Annotated in this window: 16 protein-coding genes; 6 read left to right on the top strand and 10 right to left on the bottom strand. The window is 68.9% G+C overall.

Annotated elements, in window-relative coordinates; all coding sequences use genetic code 11:
* Positions 1-175: 175 nt before the first annotated feature.
* Positions 176-1,090, bottom strand: a complete 915-nt coding sequence (locus tag DIE13_RS12425; protein WP_175751007.1) for a LysR family transcriptional regulator — start codon at positions 1,088-1,090, stop codon at positions 176-178.
* 99 nt (positions 1,091-1,189) lie between these two features.
* Between DIE13_RS12425 and mdlC the strand changes: the two genes are divergently transcribed.
* The 4 genes from mdlC (at position 1,190) to DIE13_RS12405 (ending at position 6,878) form a co-directional block, all read left to right on the top strand.
* Positions 1,190-2,797 carry a benzoylformate decarboxylase gene (gene mdlC / locus DIE13_RS12420; protein WP_124827458.1) on the top strand — a complete coding sequence of 536 codons (1,608 nt, stop codon included), beginning with the start codon at positions 1,190-1,192 and terminating at the stop codon, positions 2,795-2,797.
* A gap of 29 nt (positions 2,798-2,826) precedes the next feature.
* Complete coding sequence (locus DIE13_RS12415) at positions 2,827-4,278, top strand: aldehyde dehydrogenase family protein (protein WP_124827456.1); 1,452 nt, start codon at positions 2,827-2,829, stop codon at positions 4,276-4,278.
* Positions 4,279-4,291: 13 nt separating this feature from the next.
* Positions 4,292-5,236, top strand: coding sequence for a ketopantoate reductase family protein (locus tag DIE13_RS12410; protein WP_124827454.1), 945 nt, complete (start codon positions 4,292-4,294; stop codon positions 5,234-5,236).
* Between the two features lie 244 nt (positions 5,237-5,480).
* A complete protein-coding gene (locus tag DIE13_RS12405) occupies positions 5,481-6,878 on the top strand; it encodes an MFS transporter (RefSeq protein ID WP_124827452.1) in 1,398 nt (465 codons plus the stop codon).
* A gap of 25 nt (positions 6,879-6,903) precedes the next feature.
* Here the strand turns inward: DIE13_RS12405 and kynA are convergent, their stop codons facing one another.
* The 3 genes from kynA to kynB form a co-directional block, all read right to left on the bottom strand.
* Complete coding sequence (gene kynA / locus DIE13_RS12400) at positions 6,904-7,845, bottom strand: tryptophan 2,3-dioxygenase (RefSeq protein ID WP_124827545.1); 942 nt, start codon at positions 7,843-7,845, stop codon at positions 6,904-6,906.
* An 80-nt stretch (positions 7,846-7,925) separates the two neighbouring features.
* Positions 7,926-9,179, bottom strand: a complete 1,254-nt coding sequence (gene kynU / locus DIE13_RS12395) for a kynureninase (RefSeq protein WP_409333472.1) — start codon at positions 9,177-9,179, stop codon at positions 7,926-7,928.
* A 25-nt stretch (positions 9,180-9,204) separates the two neighbouring features.
* Complete coding sequence (kynB, locus tag DIE13_RS12390; RefSeq protein ID WP_124827450.1) at positions 9,205-9,846, bottom strand: arylformamidase; 642 nt, start codon at positions 9,844-9,846, stop codon at positions 9,205-9,207.
* A gap of 130 nt (positions 9,847-9,976) precedes the next feature.
* On the opposite strand from kynB, the gene DIE13_RS12385 reads away from it, so the two are divergent.
* Positions 9,977-10,477, top strand: coding sequence for an Lrp/AsnC family transcriptional regulator (locus tag DIE13_RS12385; protein ID WP_006477992.1), 501 nt, complete (start codon positions 9,977-9,979; stop codon positions 10,475-10,477).
* On the opposite strand, the gene DIE13_RS12380 is transcribed toward DIE13_RS12385, so the two are convergent.
* From DIE13_RS12380 to DIE13_RS12370, 3 genes are all read right to left on the bottom strand, one after another.
* The gene (locus DIE13_RS12380; RefSeq protein ID WP_124827448.1) at positions 10,464-10,973 is read right to left on the bottom strand and encodes a flavin reductase family protein; all 510 of its coding nucleotides are present in this window, start codon (positions 10,971-10,973) and stop codon (positions 10,464-10,466) included. The genes DIE13_RS12385 and DIE13_RS12380 overlap by 14 nt on opposite strands.
* Before the next feature lie 284 nt (positions 10,974-11,257).
* The gene (locus DIE13_RS12375) at positions 11,258-11,932 is read right to left on the bottom strand and encodes a hypothetical protein (RefSeq protein ID WP_124827446.1); all 675 of its coding nucleotides are present in this window, start codon (positions 11,930-11,932) and stop codon (positions 11,258-11,260) included.
* Positions 11,929-13,335 (bottom strand): selenium-binding protein SBP56-related protein, encoded by a 1,407-nt coding sequence (locus DIE13_RS12370; protein ID WP_124827444.1) that lies wholly within the window; start codon positions 13,333-13,335, stop codon positions 11,929-11,931. The genes DIE13_RS12375 and DIE13_RS12370 overlap by 4 nt, the downstream gene beginning before the upstream one ends.
* A 527-nt stretch (positions 13,336-13,862) precedes the next feature.
* Between DIE13_RS12370 and msrA the strand changes: the two genes are divergently transcribed.
* The gene (gene msrA / locus DIE13_RS12365) at positions 13,863-14,426 is read left to right on the top strand and encodes a peptide-methionine (S)-S-oxide reductase MsrA (RefSeq protein WP_124827442.1); all 564 of its coding nucleotides are present in this window, start codon (positions 13,863-13,865) and stop codon (positions 14,424-14,426) included.
* Between the two features lie 52 nt (positions 14,427-14,478).
* Here msrA and DIE13_RS12360 read toward each other — a convergent pair whose 3' ends face one another.
* From DIE13_RS12360 to pdxH, 3 genes are all read right to left on the bottom strand, one after another.
* Positions 14,479-15,774 carry a DUF72 domain-containing protein gene (locus DIE13_RS12360; protein WP_124827440.1) on the bottom strand — a complete coding sequence of 432 codons (1,296 nt, stop codon included), beginning with the start codon at positions 15,772-15,774 and terminating at the stop codon, positions 14,479-14,481.
* Between the two features lie 23 nt (positions 15,775-15,797).
* Positions 15,798-17,018 carry a cyclopropane-fatty-acyl-phospholipid synthase family protein gene (locus tag DIE13_RS12355; protein WP_124827438.1) on the bottom strand — a complete coding sequence of 407 codons (1,221 nt, stop codon included), beginning with the start codon at positions 17,016-17,018 and terminating at the stop codon, positions 15,798-15,800.
* A gap of 127 nt (positions 17,019-17,145) precedes the next feature.
* Positions 17,146-17,790 carry a pyridoxamine 5'-phosphate oxidase gene (gene pdxH, locus DIE13_RS12350; RefSeq protein WP_124827436.1) on the bottom strand — a complete coding sequence of 215 codons (645 nt, stop codon included), beginning with the start codon at positions 17,788-17,790 and terminating at the stop codon, positions 17,146-17,148.
* Between the last annotated feature and the right edge of the window lie 51 nt (positions 17,791-17,841).

The following is a 17,841-nucleotide window of genomic DNA, read 5'->3' as shown; positions in this document are numbered from 1 at the left end:
CGCTCGGCCTGGCTGCCGCCACGATCCATGCTGGCGAATACGATCATTTGCTCGTCATGTGAGCGAATGATCGTATTCAGGCAGGCGAAAGTCAAGGCAACGGCTTGGCATTTCGATGGTGCGCTGCGGCGGCCGGCGATTCGAGAGCGTCGCGCGGCGGCAGCGGGGCGGGTGGTCAGCGCGCTTCGTCGCGCGTCAATGCGACGAGTTCGTCGAGCAGCTTGCCGGCCGGGCCGGGCAGAATGCCGTGGCGGCGGCGGAATGCGGTGAGCGTGCGCACCGCGACGACTTCGCTCACGGGCAGCGTGTCGATCGTGCCGGCGCGCTGTTCGGCGCCGTACATCGGCTCGGCCATCCAGCTCAGGAAGCCCGCATGCGCGACGAGGCTCTTCAACGTCGTGACCGAGCGCGTCTCGACCGCGATATCGGGCAGCGCCAGCCCATGCGCGTCGAAGGTCGCACGCATGTGATCGAACGGTGCGGTGCCGCGCGGCGGAATCGCCCAGCGCGCGTGCAGCGTATCGGCGAGCGTCGGCGCGCGGCCGAGCGCGCGCAGCGGATGGTGCGGCGCCGCAACGATATGGCTGCGATCCTCCCACCGGCACTCGGGAATCGCGACGATCTCGTCGGTGTCGGGCCCGTGCGCGGACAGCGCGAGATCGATCTCGTGCTTGTGCAGCCCTTCCGCGAGCCGGTCCCACACGCCTTCGAGGATCTCGACGCGCAGATTCGGCCAGCGATCGAGCACGCGGCCGACCGCGACCGGCAGCACGAGGCTCGCGATGCTGCCCACCGCGCCGACCTTGATCGTGCCCTTCGCGAAGCCGCGCATCGCGTCGAGCTCCTCGCGCGCGTGCTCGGCCTCGTGCTGCAGCAGCGTCGCGTGCGGCAGCAGCGCGTCGCCGAACGCGGTGAGCTGCACGCCTTTCGAGTGGCGCTCGAACAGCGGCGCGCCGACCTGGTCCTCGAGCCGCTTCAGGATCCGGCTCAGCGCCGGCTGTGTGACGTGCAGCGCGTCGGCTGCGCGGCCGAGGCTGCCGCACGCGACGATGGTCGTGAATGCCCGCAATTGTCGGAGATCGAAAGTCATGCTGAAACGTAATGGCTTTTTGCAAAAAATACAGTATCTGAGAATGACCCGTGCTTCGATACTGTGGAAACCGCCAAGCCACCGAGGAGACGCCCGAGCATGTCCGGCACCCCGTCCCATTGCGCCGCACCGATCACCGTCCGCGACGCCGTCATCGACCTGTTCCGCCAGTTCGGCATCGACCGCGTGTTCGGCAATCCCGGCTCGACCGAGCTGCCGATGTTCCGCGATTTCCCCGCCGATTTCAGCTACGTGCTCGGCCTGCAGGAGGCCGTCGTGGTCGGTATGGCGGACGGCCATGCGCAGGCCACCGGCAATGCGGCTGTCGTGAACCTGCATTCGGCGGCCGGCGTCGGCAACGCGATGGGCAACCTGTTCACCGCGTTCAGGAACCGCACGCCGCTGATCGTCACCGCGGGCCAGCAGGCGCGCGCGATCCTGCCGTTCGATCCGTTCCTCGGCGCGACGCAGGCCGCCGAGCTGCCGAAGCCGTACGTGAAGTGGAGCATCGAGCCCGCCCGGGCGCAGGACGTGCCGGCGGCGATCGCGCGCGCGTACCGGATCGCGATGCAGGAGCCGCGCGGGCCGGTGTTCGTGTCGATTCCGGTCGACGACTGGGACCAGCCCGCCGAACTGCTGCCGCGCCGTGACGTGAGCGGCGTCGTGCGGCCCGATCCCGACGCGCTCGCGCGGCTCGGCGACGCGCTCGATGCCGCGCGGCGTCCCGCGCTGGTGGTCGGCGCGGCCGTCGATCGCGCCGGCGCGTGGGACGACGTCGTGCGGCTCGCCGAGCGGCACCGTGCGCGCGTGTACGTCGCGCCGATGTCGGGACGCTGCAGCTTTCCCGAGGACCATCCGCTGTTCGCCGGCTTCCTGCCCGCGATCCGCGAGAAGATCGTCGCGCGGCTCGACGGGCACGACCTCGTGTTCGCATTCGGCGCGCCCGCGTTCACCTATCACATCGAAGGGTTCGGCCCGCACGTGCCGCCGGGCGCCGCGCTCGTGCAACTCGTCGACGATCCCGGCATCGCCGCTTGGACGCCGTCGGGCGACGCGGTGGTCGGCAACCTGCGGCTTGCGGCGCGCGACCTGCTGGCGCGACCGGCGCCGCCCGAGCGGCCGATGCCGGCGCCGAGTCCGGCGCGCCCGCGCGTCGCCGTGCCGCCCGCCGGCGAACGGATGTCGGTGGCGTTCGCGCTGCAGACGCTCGCCGACGTACGCAACGCACACGACATCGTCGTCGAGGAAGCGCCGAGCGCGCGGCCCGTGATGCAGGCGCATCTGCCGTTCACGCGCAGCGGCACGTTCTACACGATGGACAGCGGCGGGCTCGGCTACGGGATGCCGGCCGCGGTCGGCGTCGCGCTCGCGCAGCCGGGGCAGCGCGTGATCGCGCTGATCGGCGACGGGTCGAGCCTGTATTCGATCCAGGCGTTGTGGAGCGCCGCACAGCTGAAGTTGCCGATCACGTTCGTGATCCTGAACAATCGTCGCTATGCGGCGCTGCAGGATTTCGCGCCGGTGTTCGGCTTCAGCCCCGACGATCCGGTGCAGGGCACCGATCTGCCCGACCTGAATTTCGTCGCGCTGGCGCAGGGGATGGGCTGCCACGGCATTCGCGTGGCCGATGCCGCGCGCCTGCACGACACGTTGACCGACGCGCTGCGCGCCACCGCGCCCGTCGTCGTCGAAATCGAAGTGGCCTGACGCGCAGCGCGCGTCGTTTCGGAGACTCCATGCAAACCGTATCGATGCTGATCGGCGGCGTACGCCGCGATTCGTCCAGCGGCGCGACGTTCGTGCGCCGCAACCCGCTCGACGGCGAAATTGCGTCGACCGCACCCGCGTGCACGATCGACGATGCACGCGCGGCGGCCGACGCAGCGGCTCACGCGTTTCCCGACTGGGCGGCCCTCGGCCCCGGCGCGCGCCGCGCGCTGCTGCTCAAGGCCGCCGCCGCACTCGAAGCGAAGCACGACCAGTTCGTCGCCGCGATGGCGGCCGAAACCGGCGCGTCGGCGCTGTGGGCCGGCTTCAACGTGCACCTTGCCGCGAGCGGGCTCGTCGAGGCCGCGTCGCTGACCACGCAGATCGGCGGCGAGCTGATTCCGTCCGACGTGCCCGGCTCGCTCGCGATGGGCGTGCGGCAGCCGGCCGGCGTCGTGCTCGGCATCGCGCCGTGGAATGCGCCGGTGATCCTCGCGACGCGTGCGCTCGCGCTGCCGCTCGCATGCGGCAACACGGTCGTGCTGAAGGGCTCGGAACTGTGTCCGGTCACGCACGGGCTGATCGTCGAGGCGCTGCAGGAGGCCGGCTCGCCGCCGGGTGTCGTGAACTTCGTGACGAACGCGCCCGACGATGCGGGTGCCGTCGTCGACGCATTGATCGCACATCCGGCCGTGCGCCGCGTGAACTTCACCGGGTCGACGCGGGTCGGCCGGATCGTGGCCGAAGCGTGTGCGCGCCATCTGAAACCGTCGGTGCTCGAGCTCGGCGGCAAGGCGCCGTTCGTCGTGCTCGACGATGCCGATCTCGACGCGGCGGTGGCTGCGGCCGCCTTCGGCGCGTTCGCGAATTCCGGGCAGATCTGCATGTCGACCGAACGGCTCGTCGTCGATGCATCGATTGCCGATGCGTTCGTCGCGAAGCTCGCCGACAAGGCCGCATCGCTGCCGCTCGGCGATCCGCGCCACGGACCCGTCGTGCTCGGCTCGCTGATCGACATGAAGGCCGTCGAGCGCTGCAATGCGCTGATCGACGATGCGCTCGCGCACGGCGCGACGCTCGCGTGCGGCGGCAAGTCCGACAGCACGCTGTTCCCGGCGACGCTCGTCGATCGCGTGACGCCCGCGATGCGGATCTACGCGGAGGAGTCGTTCGGGCCGGTGAAGGGCATCGTGCGCGTCGACGGCGAAGAGGCCGCGATCCGCTGCGCGAACGACAACGCGTTCGGGCTGGCGTCGGCCGTGTTCAGCCGCGATGTCGCGCGTGCGATGCGCGTCGCGGCACGCATCGAATCGGGCATCTGCCACGTGAACGGCCCAACCGTGCACGACGAGGCGCAGATGCCGTTCGGCGGCGTGAAGGACAGCGGCTTCGGCCATTTCGGCGGCAAGGCCGGCATCGCCGCGTTCACGGACCTGCGCTGGATCACCGTGCAGACCGCGCCGCGTCACTATCCGTTCTGAGAGGCTGCCGACGATGAGGATTGCGATTCTCGGCGCGGGTGCGATGGGCTCGCTGTTCGGCGGCTTGCTGGCCGAGCGGGGTGAGGCCGTCACGTTGATCGATGTGAACGACGCGCATCTCGACGCGATTCGTCGCGACGGTTTGCGCATCGACGACGATCGCGGCGCACGCCGCGTCCGCACGCTGCATGCCGTGCGACCTGAAGCGGCGCATGCGGCGGCGATTGCATCGCCCGACACGCCGTTCGATCTGCTGATCGTTTTCACCAAATCGACGCATACGCGCGCGGCGCTCGACGGCGTGCGCGCATTGCTGGGCCCGCACACGTCCGTGCTGACGCTGCAGAACGGGCTCGGCAACGTCGAAACGCTGAACGCGTTCGTGCCGCTCGAACGCATTCTGGTCGGCGTCACGACGTGGCCGGCCGACGTCGCCGGCCCCGGGCATGTGCGTTCGCATGGCGCCGGCACGATCCGCATGATGACGGCCGACGGTACGGCGCGCCCGTTCGCGGCGACGGTGGCCGCCGCGCTGTCGGATGCGGGACTCGCATGCTCGCTCGACGCCGACGTGTGGGCCGCGATCTGGGAGAAGGTCGCGTTCAACGCGGCGCTCAACACGCTGTGCGCGGCGACGGGCTGCACGGTCGACCAGCTCGCCAGCGTACCCGACGGGCCGCGGCTCGCGCTCGCGATCGCGGCGGAGACGGCCGCCGTCGCTCGCGCGAAAGGGATCGACGTCGACGGAGAAAGCATCGCCCACAACGTCGAGCATGCGATTCACGCACACCACGGCCATCGTCCGTCGATGCTGCAGGACGTGCTCGCGGGCCGCCGCACGGAGATCGACGCGATCAGCGGCAGGGTCGTCGCGGCCGCGCGCGAGACGGGCGTCGCGGTTCCGCATACCGACACGCTGCTCGCGCTGGTCAGGCTGATCGACGCGCGGATCGACTGAGCATCGGGCCGATCGCAGGTTCGCGGCGCGCGGCAGCAGGGATGCGCCGCACGCGGGCGGACTGACTGGACAGGAAAGCTGAATGAGCCGGCGCATCGACGCCGGCCGCGCAGCACGAGATTCGGGCACGCGCCTGCGCGCCAGCCCGGGCAACTGGAGACGCCATGAAAGTCATCGAATGCCGTTGTCTTGCCGCGCGCCGTTCGCGCACATCGCCGCCGCCGCGTGGCACACGGGAGGCCGCATGAGCACGCGCGACGGATTGCCGCCGCCGTCGGTCGACATCGGGGCGACACTCGACGACGGGCCGTTCACGACGATGCAGCGCTGCGTGGTGCTGCTCGCCGCGCTCGCGATCGTGCTCGACGGTTTCGACGGCCAGTTGATCGGTTTCGCGATTCCTGTGCTGATCCGCGAATGGGGAATCACGCGCGGTGCATTCGCGCCCGCGGTGGCGGCCGGGCTGATCGGAATGGGCATCGGCAGCGCGTGCGCAGGGCTCGTCGCGGACCGCTTCGGCCGCCGCCAGGCCGTGATCGGCAGCGTGTTCCTGTTCGGCGTCGCGACTTGCGCGATCGGTTTCGCGCCGAACGTCGCCGCGATCGCGATGCTGCGCTTCTGCGCGGGGCTCGGGATCGGCGGCGCGCTGCCGACGGCTACGACGATGACGGCCGAATACACGCCCGCGCGGCGCCGCACGATGATGGTCACGGCGACGATCGTGTGCGTGCCGCTCGGCGGCATGCTGGCCGGCTTGTTCGCGCACGAGGTGCTGCCGCGCTACGGCTGGCGCGGGCTGTTCTTCGCGGGTGGTGCGTTGCCGCTCGTGCTCGGCTTCGTGCTCGTGCGCGCGCTGCCCGAATCGCCGCGCTATCTGGCGCGCCGCCCCGCGCGCTGGCCGGAACTCGGCGCGCTGCTCGCGCGCATGCAGCGGCCGGTCGCGCCCGGCACCGTCTTCACCGATTTGCGCGAGGCGCGTGCGCCCGGTGCGCGGGGCGGCTTCGGCGCGCTGTTCGCCGGCGGTCAGGCGCGCGATACGATCGCGCTGTGGTGTGCGTTCTTCATGTGTCTGCTCGCGGTGTACGCGGCATTCAGCTGGCTGCCGACAATGCTGGCCGCGAGCGGGCTCAGCGTAGCGGTCGCGGGCGCGGGGCTCACCGCGTACAACCTCGGCGGCGTGATCGGCGCGCTGCTGTGTGCGTGGGCGATCGCGCATGCCGGTTCGCGCTGGCCGCTTGCGCTGTGCAGCATCGGCGGCGCGGCGAGCGCGGCCTGGCTGATGGGCGTCGATGCGGGGCGTCACACGGGCTGGCTGATCGCCGGGCTCGGCCTGCACGGACTGTTCGTCAATGCAGTGCAGTCGACGATGTATGCGCTTTGCGCGTACATCTATCCGACGGCGGTGCGCGCGACCGGCACCGCGAGCGCGCTCGCGTTCGGCCGGCTCGGTGCGATCCTCAGTGCGTTCGCCGGTGCGATCGTGATCACCACGGGCGGCGCGAATGCGTACCTGGCGATGCTGGCCGCCGCGATGGGCGTGGTGTGCGTCGCGCTGCTCGCGATGCGGCGGCACATTCCTCGCTTGACGCGCGAGCGGGCATTGCCGCGAGACGGGGAGGAGCTGGCCCGCACGTCGTCGTGACGCGCGGGCGCCTGACACGTGTTCGTTACAGCGTGGTGCGAACGTGCCAGAGCTCGGGGAACAGCACGACGTCGAGCATCTTGCGCAGATACGGCGCGCCGCTCGTGCCGCCCGTGCCTTGCTTGAAGCCGATGATGCGCTCGACGGTCGTCACGTGACGGAAGCGCCACTGGCGGAACGCATCCTCGAGATCGACGAGCTCTTCGGCCATTTCGTACAGCTCCCAGTGCTGCTGCGGATGACGATAGACCTCGAGCCATGCGGCCTCGACCGTTTCGTCGTGACGCATCGGCTGCGTCCAGTCGCGCTCGAGCCGCCCGGGCGCGATCGCGAAGCCGCGGCGTGCGAGCAAGCGCACGACTTCGTCGTAGAACGACGGCGCCTCGAGCGTCGCACGCACCTGTTCGAGGATGTCGGGCCGGTGCGCATGCGGCTGCAGCATCTGCACGTTCTTGTTGCCGAGCAGGAATTCGAGCTGACGATACTGGTACGACTGGAAGCCCGACGACTGGCCGAGATACGGCCGCATCGCCGAATACTCGGACGGCGTCATCGTCGACAGCACGTTCCACGCCTGCACGAGCTGCTCGAGAATGCGCGACACGCGCGCGAGCATCTTGAACGCGGGCGGCAGCGCGTCGTCGCGCACGGCATCGAGCGCACCGCGCAGCTCGAACAGCGCGAGCTTCATCCACAGCTCGCTCGTCTGATGCTGGATGATGAACAGCATCTCGTTGTGATCGGGCGACAGCGGATGCTGCGCATCGAGGATCGAATTCAGCGACAGGTAGTCGCCGTAGCTCATCGACTTCGAAAAATCGAGCTGCGCGTCGTGCCAGCCGGCTTGCGCGGCGGCATCGCCGGGCACGTGCGGCGTTTCGTGGGCCTGAGCGGCCTGCGGCGATTGCGCGGCGCGTGCGCCCGAGAACGGGCAGCCCGCCGGCGCATCGTCGCCGGGTGGCTGCATATGACCAGAATTCACGGCTTTCTCCAGGATTGAATGACGGGGGGCGCGGCGCGCGGCCTGCGCGCGCCGGGCGACGCCGATCAGGTCACCGCGCCGCGCTCGGCGAACTCGGGTGCCTTCCACGCGTCGGTGGCGAGAATGTCGCGCAGCGTCTCGACCGCATCCCACACGTCGGCGAAGCGCGTATAGAGCGGCGTGAAGCCGAAGCGCAGCACATACGGCTCGCGATAGTCGCCGATCACGCCGCGCGCGATCAGCGCCTGCATCACCTCGTAGCCATGCGGATGCTCGAAACTCGCCTGCGAGCCGCGCTGGTGATGCGCGCGCGGCGTGACGAGCTTCAGCGACAGGCCGGCGCAGCGGGCCTCCACGAGCGCGATGAACGCGTCGGTCAGTGCGAGCGACTTGCGGCGGATCGTCTGCATGTCGGTCTGCAGGAACACGTCGAGCCCGCATTCGACCATCGACATCGACACGATCGGCTGCGTGCCGCACAGGAAGCGCGCGATGCCCGGATCGGGCGCGAAGCCCGGTTGCATCGCGAACGGCGCGCGGTGGCCCCACCAGCCCGACAGCGGCTGCGAGAAATGCGGGAGATGGCGTTGCGGCACCCATACGAACGCCGGCGAACCGGGGCCGCCGTTCAGGTACTTGTACGTGCAGCCGACCGCGCCGTCCGCGCGCGCGCCGTTCAGGTCGACCGGCACCGCGCCGGCCGAGTGCGCGAGATCCCACAGCATCAGCGCGCCCGCGTCGTGCACGATCTGCGTGACGGCCGGCATGTCGTGCATGTAGCCGGTGCGGTAGTTCACGTGCGTGATCATCGCGACGGCCGTGTCTGCGCCGAGCGCGGCGGGCAGGTCTGCCGGATCGTCGATCAGGCGCAGCTCGTAGCCGTCGCCGAGCTGCTCGATCAGCCCTTGCGCGATGTACAGGTCGGTCGGGAAGTTGGAGCGCTCCGACACGATCACGCGGCGCTCCGGCGCGCGCCCGGCCTGATGGCGCAGCATCGCCGACAGCAGCTTGAACAGGTTGATCGAAATGGTGTCGGTCACGACGGTTTCGCCGGGCGCGCCGCCGATCAGCGTCGCGAGCTTGTCGCCGAGGCGGCGCGGCAGCGCAAACCAGCCGGCGGTGTTCCAGCTGCGGATCAGGCCTTCGCCCCATTCGGCGCCGATCACCTGTTGCGCGCGGGCAGCCGATGCGCGCGGCTGCCCGCCGAGCGAGTTGCCGTCGAGGTAGATCACGCCGTCGGGCAGCGCGAACTGGTCACGCAGCGCGGCGAGCGGGTCGTCGCGGTCAAGGGCGAGCGCGTCTTCACGAGTCTTGATCATGATGTCGGGTAGAGGTTTCGGGTAATCAGGAGGAGCGGCCGGGCAGCGCCCGCAGCACCGCGCGCACCGGGCTCGCGTCGAGCGTCGCGAACTTCAGCGGCAGCGCGATCAGTTCGTAGTCGCCGGGCGGCACGTCGTCGAGCACGATCCCTTCGAGGATCGCCATCCGGTGCGCACGCACGCGGTGATGCGCATCCATGGTCTTCGATTCCTGCGGGTCGAGCGACGGCGTGTCGATGCCGATCAGCTTCACGCCGCGCGCGGCCAGCAGGTCGACGGTCGCGGGCGCGACCGCGCAGAAGCCGCTGTCCCAGTGCTCGACGCTGGCGCGCGCATAGGTGCGCAGCAGCACGCGCGGCGGCACGCCGTCGAGCGCGGCCTCGACGTCGGCCGGCTGCACGACCGGCGTTGCACCGATGCAGTGGATCACGCGGCACGGGCCGAGGTAGGTGTCGAGCGGCACCGCGCCGATCGGCGCGCCGTTCGCGTCGTAGTGCAGCGGCGCGTCGCAGTGCGCGCCGGTATGCGGCGACAGCGTCAGGCGGGCGACGTTGACCGGCGAGCCGGCCTCCATCCGCCACACGCGTTCGACGGAAACCGGCGTGTCGCCCGGCCACACGGGGGTGGCGGGGCTGATCGGCGGCGAAATGTCCCAGAGTGTGTCCATGGCATGGCGAATCGGTGAATCGATGCTTCGAATGATAGGTGGACGCTCGCAGAAAGTGCTTGCGAAATAAACATGGACAATCCGCCCGATTGGCAGATAATTCGAATCAGAGGGAAAACGGGGACCAAAAATGCATGCGATCACGCTCGATGCCACCGACTGCCGGATTCTGGCAGTCCTGCAGGAAGAGGGCAGAATCAGCAATCTCGATCTGGCGGAGCGGATCTCGCTGTCGCCGTCCGCCTGTTTGCGCCGGATGCGCCTGCTCGAGGAGCAGGGCGTGATCGAGCACTACCGCGCATGCCTGAGCCGCGAGAAGCTCGGCTTCGAGCTCGAGGCGTTCGTGCAGGTATCGATGCGCAACGAGGAAAACCAGTGGCACGAGCGCTTCGCGGAAGCGCTGCGCGAGTGGCCGGAGGTGGTCGGCGCGTTCGTCGTGACCGGCGAGAGCCACTATCTGCTGCGCGTGCTCGCGCACAACCTCAAGCACTATTCGGATTTCGTGCTGAACCGGCTCTACAAGGCGCCGGGCGTGATGGACATCCGTTCGAACATCGTGCTGCAGACGCTGAAGGACGAGGCGGGCGCGCCGGTCGGACTGGCGCGCACCGGGGCGATCAAAGCGGTGTGAGGCCGTGGAAGCCGCCGCCGTGGAACACGAGCGGCGGCGCGCCGTCGCTCGCGGCCCGCACGCCGCAGCGCTCCACTTCGCCGACGAAGATCACGTGGTCGCCTTCGTCGTAGCGGCTGCGGTTGTGGCATTCGAACCACGCGAGCGCGCCGTCGAGCACCGGCATGCCCGAGTTGCCGGCCGCGTGCGCAATTCCTTCGAAACGATCGCCCTTGTAGGTCGAGAAACGCTTGCACAGGTCAAGTTGCGACGCCGCGAGCACGTTCACCACGTAATGGCTGTTGCTGCGAAACACCGGCGTCGACGCCGATTTGTGCGCGAGGCTCCACAGCACGAGCGGCGGATCGAGCGACACCGAGTTGAACGAGCTCGCGGTGATGCCGATCAGCTGTCCGGACGGCGCACGCGTCGTGATGACCGTGACGCCGGTCGCGAACTGGCCGAGCGCCTGGCGAAATGCGGCCGAGTCGAAATCCGGCGGAGTGGGGTGGTTCATCGGGCGGCCATCCGGGACGAAACGGGCGGGCGCGGCGCACGGCGAATCCGGGGGGCGCGGCGGACGAAAGGCGGCAAGGCCGGGGCGGTCGATTGGGAAGTGGTGCGCATGCCCGGATTTTAGCGGAATCAGGGCCGCCGGGCCCGTGCGGGCGGCGCATTGCGGCGTGAGCGTGAGGTAGCGAACACTGCCGCACGGCGCCCAAATTGCGCCCGAACGCCTGTTCCGTCGCGTTTTATTGCGCGCGGCAGATAGCGCTGTTGCGACGGCGCCGCGCCGCCTTGCTACCGTGCGGCCGCGAGCCCGAGCGACAGCGCGCCCGTCACGATCAGGCTCGATGCCCACACGGCATCGAGGTTGAACCAGCTTCTTGCGACGAATTTCAGTCCAAGATAGCGATAGACGAGCCACGCCAGCATGCCGCCCGTCGCGATCATCGCGGCCGCATGCACGGCCGCGACGACGAGCGCCATGCCGAGATGCGCGTCGACGAGCGTCGCGGCCGCGCGATGGCCGGCGTCCCCGGCGTCTCCTTCGAGCCCGCAGAGGCCGAGGTAGATTGGCACCAGCATCAGCCCGGCGCCGTGCGCGATCGCGACCGCGAACGACCACAGTCCGAGCCGCGCCGGCGCGATCCGCGCGAGTGCCCGCGGGTGGCGGCGGCGGATCAGCAACAGTGCGCCGAAGCCGATCACGAGCGCGCTCGCGCCGATGCGGATCGCCGACTGCCAAGCGAGCAGCGCGGCGAGCAGCCCGAACGGCAGCATCACCATGAACACCGCGAGCGCGTGGCCGAGCGCGAGATAGCCGAGCGCCGCGACGAGCGCGCCGCCGCGGCGCGTCATCAGCGCGTTCGACACGGCCAGCGGCCAGCCCATCGCCGGATTGAGCCCGTGATAGACGCCGCTCGCGAGCACGGCCGCCCACAGCGCGAGCGGCGCGGAGAACCCCGTGTTCAACGCTTGACCGACGGATAGCAGAACGAGTCGGTCGAGCAGTCGCCGCCTTCGAGCCGGATCTGGTGCGCGCGATAGCCGTCGGGGAACTCGACCCAGTAGTCGTCGGCGAGCGTGAGCCCGCCGTCCGGCCCCGCATGCGCGAGCACCTGCGCGGCCGGCACGCCGTCCGGGTAGAACTGGTCGTCCCACGTCGAGTACAGCGAGTTGGTCCAGTACACGCGCCGGCCGTCGCGGCTGATTTCCACCATCTGCGGGCCGCCCGCGAACGTGCGGCCGTTCGTGTGCGGTGCCCGGCGCACGATGCCGCCGATCCGTACCGACCCCGCGAGCACCGGCCGATGCGGATCCGACACGTCGTACTGACGCATCTCGCCGGTGCCCCAGCACGACACGTACAGGAAGCGGTCGTCGAGCGACAGGTCGATGTCGGTCACGAGCGGCGGCACCGCACCGAACCCCTTGAGCAGCGGCGGCAACTCGTCGGCGGCGGCCGGTTCGGCCGGGATCGTCGCGGTCTTGCGCACATGGAACTTGCCGTCTTCGCGCCACCAGGTCCAGATCGACCCTTCCAGATTGGTCGTGTCGACCACGACGCCGACGAACCCGTATTCGCGCACCGGATCGTGGGCGGGCCGTACTTCCAGCGCCATCTGGTGGTGCGCGCCGAGATCGATCGTCTGCACGTTGCGCCGCGCGCGCAGGTCCCAGAAATGCAGACGGTGGCCGTACCGGTTCGCGAGCAGGTCTTCCGGCACGATGCCGTTTTCGAATTGCGGCGGCAGCGCCCATTCGCTCGACACCATGTAGTCGCGCGGCAGGTTCCACCAGAAGTCGTAATGCTTGTCCTGCGGGCCGCGATCGATTTCCCAGCGGCCGAGCACGTCGAAGGTCTCGCAGTCCATGATGAAGATGCCGGGCGCGCCGTCGGTGCCGTCCTTGCCCGCGCCGCCGAGCGTGCTCACGTAGATGCCCTCCGGGCCGCAGTGGACCGTGTGCGGCCGCGAATAGCCGGTCTTCGCGAAGATCTCGTCGGGCTCGATGATCTTGTGGATGCGCGCCTGCGTCGGATGCGGCCTGGTATCGATCACGTAGATGCGTGACGAGCGCAGGCCGGGGATGATCAGGAAGCGTCGCTCGAGAAAGGCGTGGCCGGTGAGCGGCGACAGCGACGACGAACACGCATTCCAGCCGAAGTGATGAAACTCGTCGCCGGTGTTCGGCATCGTCACCGTGTGGACGATTTTTCCGTAGGTCGCGGAGCCGGGCTTCACGTCGATCACGGCGAGCGCATCGGGTCTGGAAAAATCGGGACTCAGCAACAACGTATAGGCAAACTCTTCCGCCGGCGCCTGCATCGCAAGTTCCGGCGAAGCGTGAAAGGTCGGGTCGGGCCGCATGCTCATCGGGGTGCCTCTCTCGGTTGTATCGGATCGTTGACGCACGGCCGTTCGCTGCGGCGCGCGGGGCCAAGGTGTTGCGCGGCGCACGTCGGCGGGACGTGCGGTGCCGTGCATCAGGTCGGGAAAGCGGGCAGGCGCGCAGGCCTGGATCGCAGCGCATGGCAGCGCGAGGGTGCAGGTGAGGCGGCGGCGCATGGTGCGCCGGCGAACGCGCCCGCGATGCGGGCGAAATCTGCTAAGGCATGCATATCGATGTTCCGGCGGATGATGGGTGCATCAGGAGCGGGCATGCATCGGACGCTGCGTGCAGCCGGACGGTGTGCCGTCGCGGCGACGCGTGACTAAGTGTAGACGAGAAACGTGCGGCGGACCGTGCGCGGCGTGCATGCGGTTCTGCCGGATTCGCACGCGAGTGAGATACTTGAACGCGTGCCGCTTCGCCCGCGCAAACGGGCGGCGGCGAGGCGAACAGGCGGCGGCGCGCATGCATGCGTGCGCGCCGCCGCTGTCATCAACGAGGGACTGATTTCATGGTGAACGACATGCTTGAAACCGCGACTGTAGGCGGCGGGTGCTTTTGGTGCACGGAAGCCGTGTTTCTCGACGTCGACGGCGTGACGGCCGTCCAGTCGGGCTATGCGGGCGGCCATACGCGCAACCCCGGCTATCGCGACGTGTGCGAAGGCGATACCGGGCACGCGGAGGTCGTGAACGTGACGTTCGATCCGGCCCGCATCGGCTATCGCGAGATCCTCGAGATCTTCTTCGCGACGCATGATCCGACCCAGCTGAACCGGCAGGGCAACGACGTCGGCACGCAGTACCGATCGGTCGTGTTCACGCGTTCGGATGCGCAGCGTGACACCGCGCTCGACGTGATCCGCGAACTGGAGCGCGAACAGGTGTTCGGGCAGCCGATCGTCACGCAGGTCGTGCCGCTCGACGACGACAACTACTGGCCGGCCGAGGACTATCACCAGAACTATTACGCGCGCAATCCGGGGCAGGGCTACTGCTCGGTCGTGATCGGGCCGAAGCTCGCGAAATTCCGCCAGAAATTCTCGCACCGGCTGAAATCGCTGCGCGGTGCATGAGCGGCCGGCCGGTGAGTGGCGGCCAAACGGCCACTGAGCGGCAGCGGCCACACTAAGCGGCGCCTGATGCCTGCTGCGCCGCCTCGTTGCGCCAGTGCGCGTACGCGGCGGCGATCTCGCGCGCGAGCGCGATGCACGACAGCGGTGCCGAGCCTTCCGCCTTGTTGTTGATCGTGATGATCACCGGCTGTCCGGCCAGCGCGTAGCGCGCGGCCAGTTCGGCGAGCGCCGAGCGCGTGGCCGGATCCTCGTCGACGAGCTTGTCGAACGGCTCGTACTTCGCCTTTGCCTGTTCGTACTTGAACCCGCCGTGCAGGCTCCAGCGCACGATCAGCGGCCCCGGCGCATTGCCGTCGAGCAGCGCGAGCGCGGCCGCCTGGCGCAGCGGGTCGGGCATCCGCGCATGCAGGCCGACGCAGTAGCGGACCCCGAGCGCCGCGAGCGCGCGGATGAAGCGCGGCGTCAGCAGGCTCGCGTCGCGAATCTCGATTGCGTAGCGCGTGCCGTCCGCCTCCGGTGCCAGCGGCGGCAGCGCCGCAAAGAACGCCGACAGCCGGTCGATCAGCGCGGCCGGGTCGGCGAGCAACTGATCGGGCATCGGCGAGAACTGGAACACGAGCACGCCGGCTTTCTTGCCGAGCCCGTCGAGACACGGCTGCACGAACTCCGTCGTTGCAAGCCGCGCGTCGAGAAAGGTCGGGTTCGGCCCCGACGGCTCGCCGCGCCGGCCCCGCACCACCGCGTCGGTCACGGATGCCGGCGCTTTCACGACGAAGCGGAAATCGTCCGGCACCTGCTGCGCATAGCGCAGGTAGTCGGCCACCGACAGCGGGCCGTAGAACGACCGGTCCAGGCTCACGCTTTTCAGCAGCGGATGCGCGCCGTACGCCGAGAGTCCTTCGCGCGACAGCTTCGTCTGTGCGAAGTCGCCGTCGTAGACGATGCCGTCCCAGCCGGGGAAGTACCACGACGACGTACCGAGCCGCACGTTCGGCGGCAGCGCGGCGGCCGCGTCGGCGACTTCCGCGGAGACCGGCGCGGGCGCCACACCGCGCTGGCGCCGGCCTTTTTTCGGCGGTGCGGCCAGCGGGGACGGTTCGTCCCACAGCATGCCGGAGGCGGGGGCGGGTTCTTCGTCCGGGGCGCACGAGCGGGGCGATGCGCGGCGGGCGCGGACTGGCGATGGCCTGTCGTCGCCTTCGTCGGGCGTCACGGGTTCGCTGCGGCCTGCTGCGTCGTCGGGCGATGCGCCGAACAGGTCGAATTGCTCTTCGGCGTGCGACCCGTCCGCGTCGTCGCGCTGCTGTCGTTGCGGCGGCGTGTTGCGCCGCGTCCTGCCGTCACCCATGCATGCCCAGCGTCAAGTGCCGCCTAGCGCGGCAGCGGGTTTTCGTACATATAGCGCCGCGACCACGGCAGCGTTTTCGCGCTGCGGCCGGCCTTGCGGCACACGATCTGGAAGATCGACACGTCGTCGTGCTCGAATGCATACGCACAGCCGGCAAGATACACGCGCCAGATGCGGAATTTTTCGTCGTCGACGAGCGCGCGCGCTTGGTCCGCCTTCGCCTCGAAGTTCTCGGTCCAGATCTCGAGCGTGCGCGCATAGTGTCGCCGCAGGCTCTCGATGTCAATCGCCTCGAGCCCGCCGCGCTGCGCCGATTCGAGCGCGAGACTGATGTGCGGCAGCTCGCCGTCCGGGAACACGTAGCGGTCGATGAACTCGCCGCCGCCGAGCGCCGTTTCGCCGCTTTCCGCGTCGGTCGACGTGATCCCGTGGTTCATCGCGATGCCGTCGTCGGTCAGCAGGTCGTGCACGCGCGAGAAATAGAGCGGCAGGTTCTTGCGGCCGACGTGCTCGAACATCCCGACGCTCGTGATCCGGTCGAACTGGCCCTCGATCTCGCGGTAGTCCTGCAGCCGGATCTCGATCTTGTCTTCGAGCCCGGCGGCCTTCACGCGCGCGGTGGCGAGATCGAACTGGTTCTGCGACAGCGTCACGCCCAGACACGTGGCGCCGAACTTCTGCGCGGCGCGCAGCACGAGCGCGCCCCAGCCGCAGCCGATGTCGAGCAGGCGCTGGCCGGGCTCGAGCCGGATCTTGGTCAGGATGTGGTCGATCTTCTTGATCTGCGCGGTCGCGAGATCTTCGTCGCCGTTCTCGAAGTACGCACACGAGTACACCATGTTCTCGTCGAGCCACAGCTGGTAGAACTCGTTCGACACGTCGTAGTGATACTGGATCGCCTTCTTGTCGGTGTTCTTCGTGTGATTGAAGTAGCGCCGCACGCGCGCGAGCTTGTTCGCGCTGGTGACCGTGCTGCGCGCCAGCGAATAGCTGATGTTGATGATGTCCGACAGCCTGCCTTCGATGTCGATCTTGCCCTTCACGTACGCCTCGCCGAGATTGTCGAGGCTCGGTTCGAGCAGGAGCGGCAACGCCGACGCGCTGTTGACCTTCAGCGTGACCTGCGGCGCGCTGAAGGTACCGAAATCGAGTTGTTCGCCGTTCCATAGCACCAAGCGCGCGGGGATGTTCGCCTTTGCCCGTACTTCGTCCGCCCACTGTGCCAGCTTCTTTTCCCAGAACATTTGGATTCTCCGTTTGTTCGTTGAATCGAATACAGCCAAGTATCTTGACCGGCGCCCGCCCCTCGCGAGGCGGGTGCCCGGATGCAACACGAGATACGACCGGCCCGCGCCGGCGCTGCCGGCGCCTTTATGGCGACAGGCGCGAGATCGTCCAGCCCGGCGCCGCCGTGGCGTCGCGCGTATAGAGCAGCCGATCGTGCAGCCGCGACGGGCGGCCCTGCCAGAACTCGATCGCGTCGGGCACGACGCGATAGCCGCCCCAGTGCGGCGGGCGCGGCGGGTTCTCGCCGTAGCGTTCGGCAATGTCTTTCTCGCGCGCCTCGAGCGTCGCGCGGCTGTCGATCACGGCGCTCTGCTCGGAGGCCCACGCACCGATGCGCGAGCCGAGCGGGCGCGACGCGAAATAGCGGTCGCTTTCCTCGGCGCTGGTTTTCTCGATGCGGCCTTCGATGCGCACCTGGCGCTCGAGCTCGATCCAGTAGAACAGCAGCGCCGCCTGCGGATGCACGGCGAGTTCGCGGCCCTTGCGGCTTTCGTAGTTGGTAAAGAAGACGAACCCGCGTTCGTCGACGCCCTTGATAAGCACGATTCGGGCCGATGGCCGGCCGTCGTCGCCGACGGTGGCGAGCGTCATCGTGTTGGGCTCGGGAAGTTTGGCGGCGAGCGCCTCCTTGAACCAGCGATCGAACTGGGCGAAGGGGTCGGGGGCGGCATCGGCTTCGTCGAGCGAAGCACGCGAATAGTTGATGCGAAGATCGGCGAGAGTCGTCATGTTATGCAAACGCTTCAATCTGGGGCCAGTATAGCGAACGCTGAAGAATCG

It is taken from the genome of Burkholderia sp. Bp9016, from assembly GCF_003857765.1.
GTDB lineage: Bacteria > Pseudomonadota > Gammaproteobacteria > Burkholderiales > Burkholderiaceae > Burkholderia.
The sequence above is the reverse complement of the archived record's forward strand: the minus strand, read 5'-3'. Positions and strand labels throughout refer to the sequence as shown.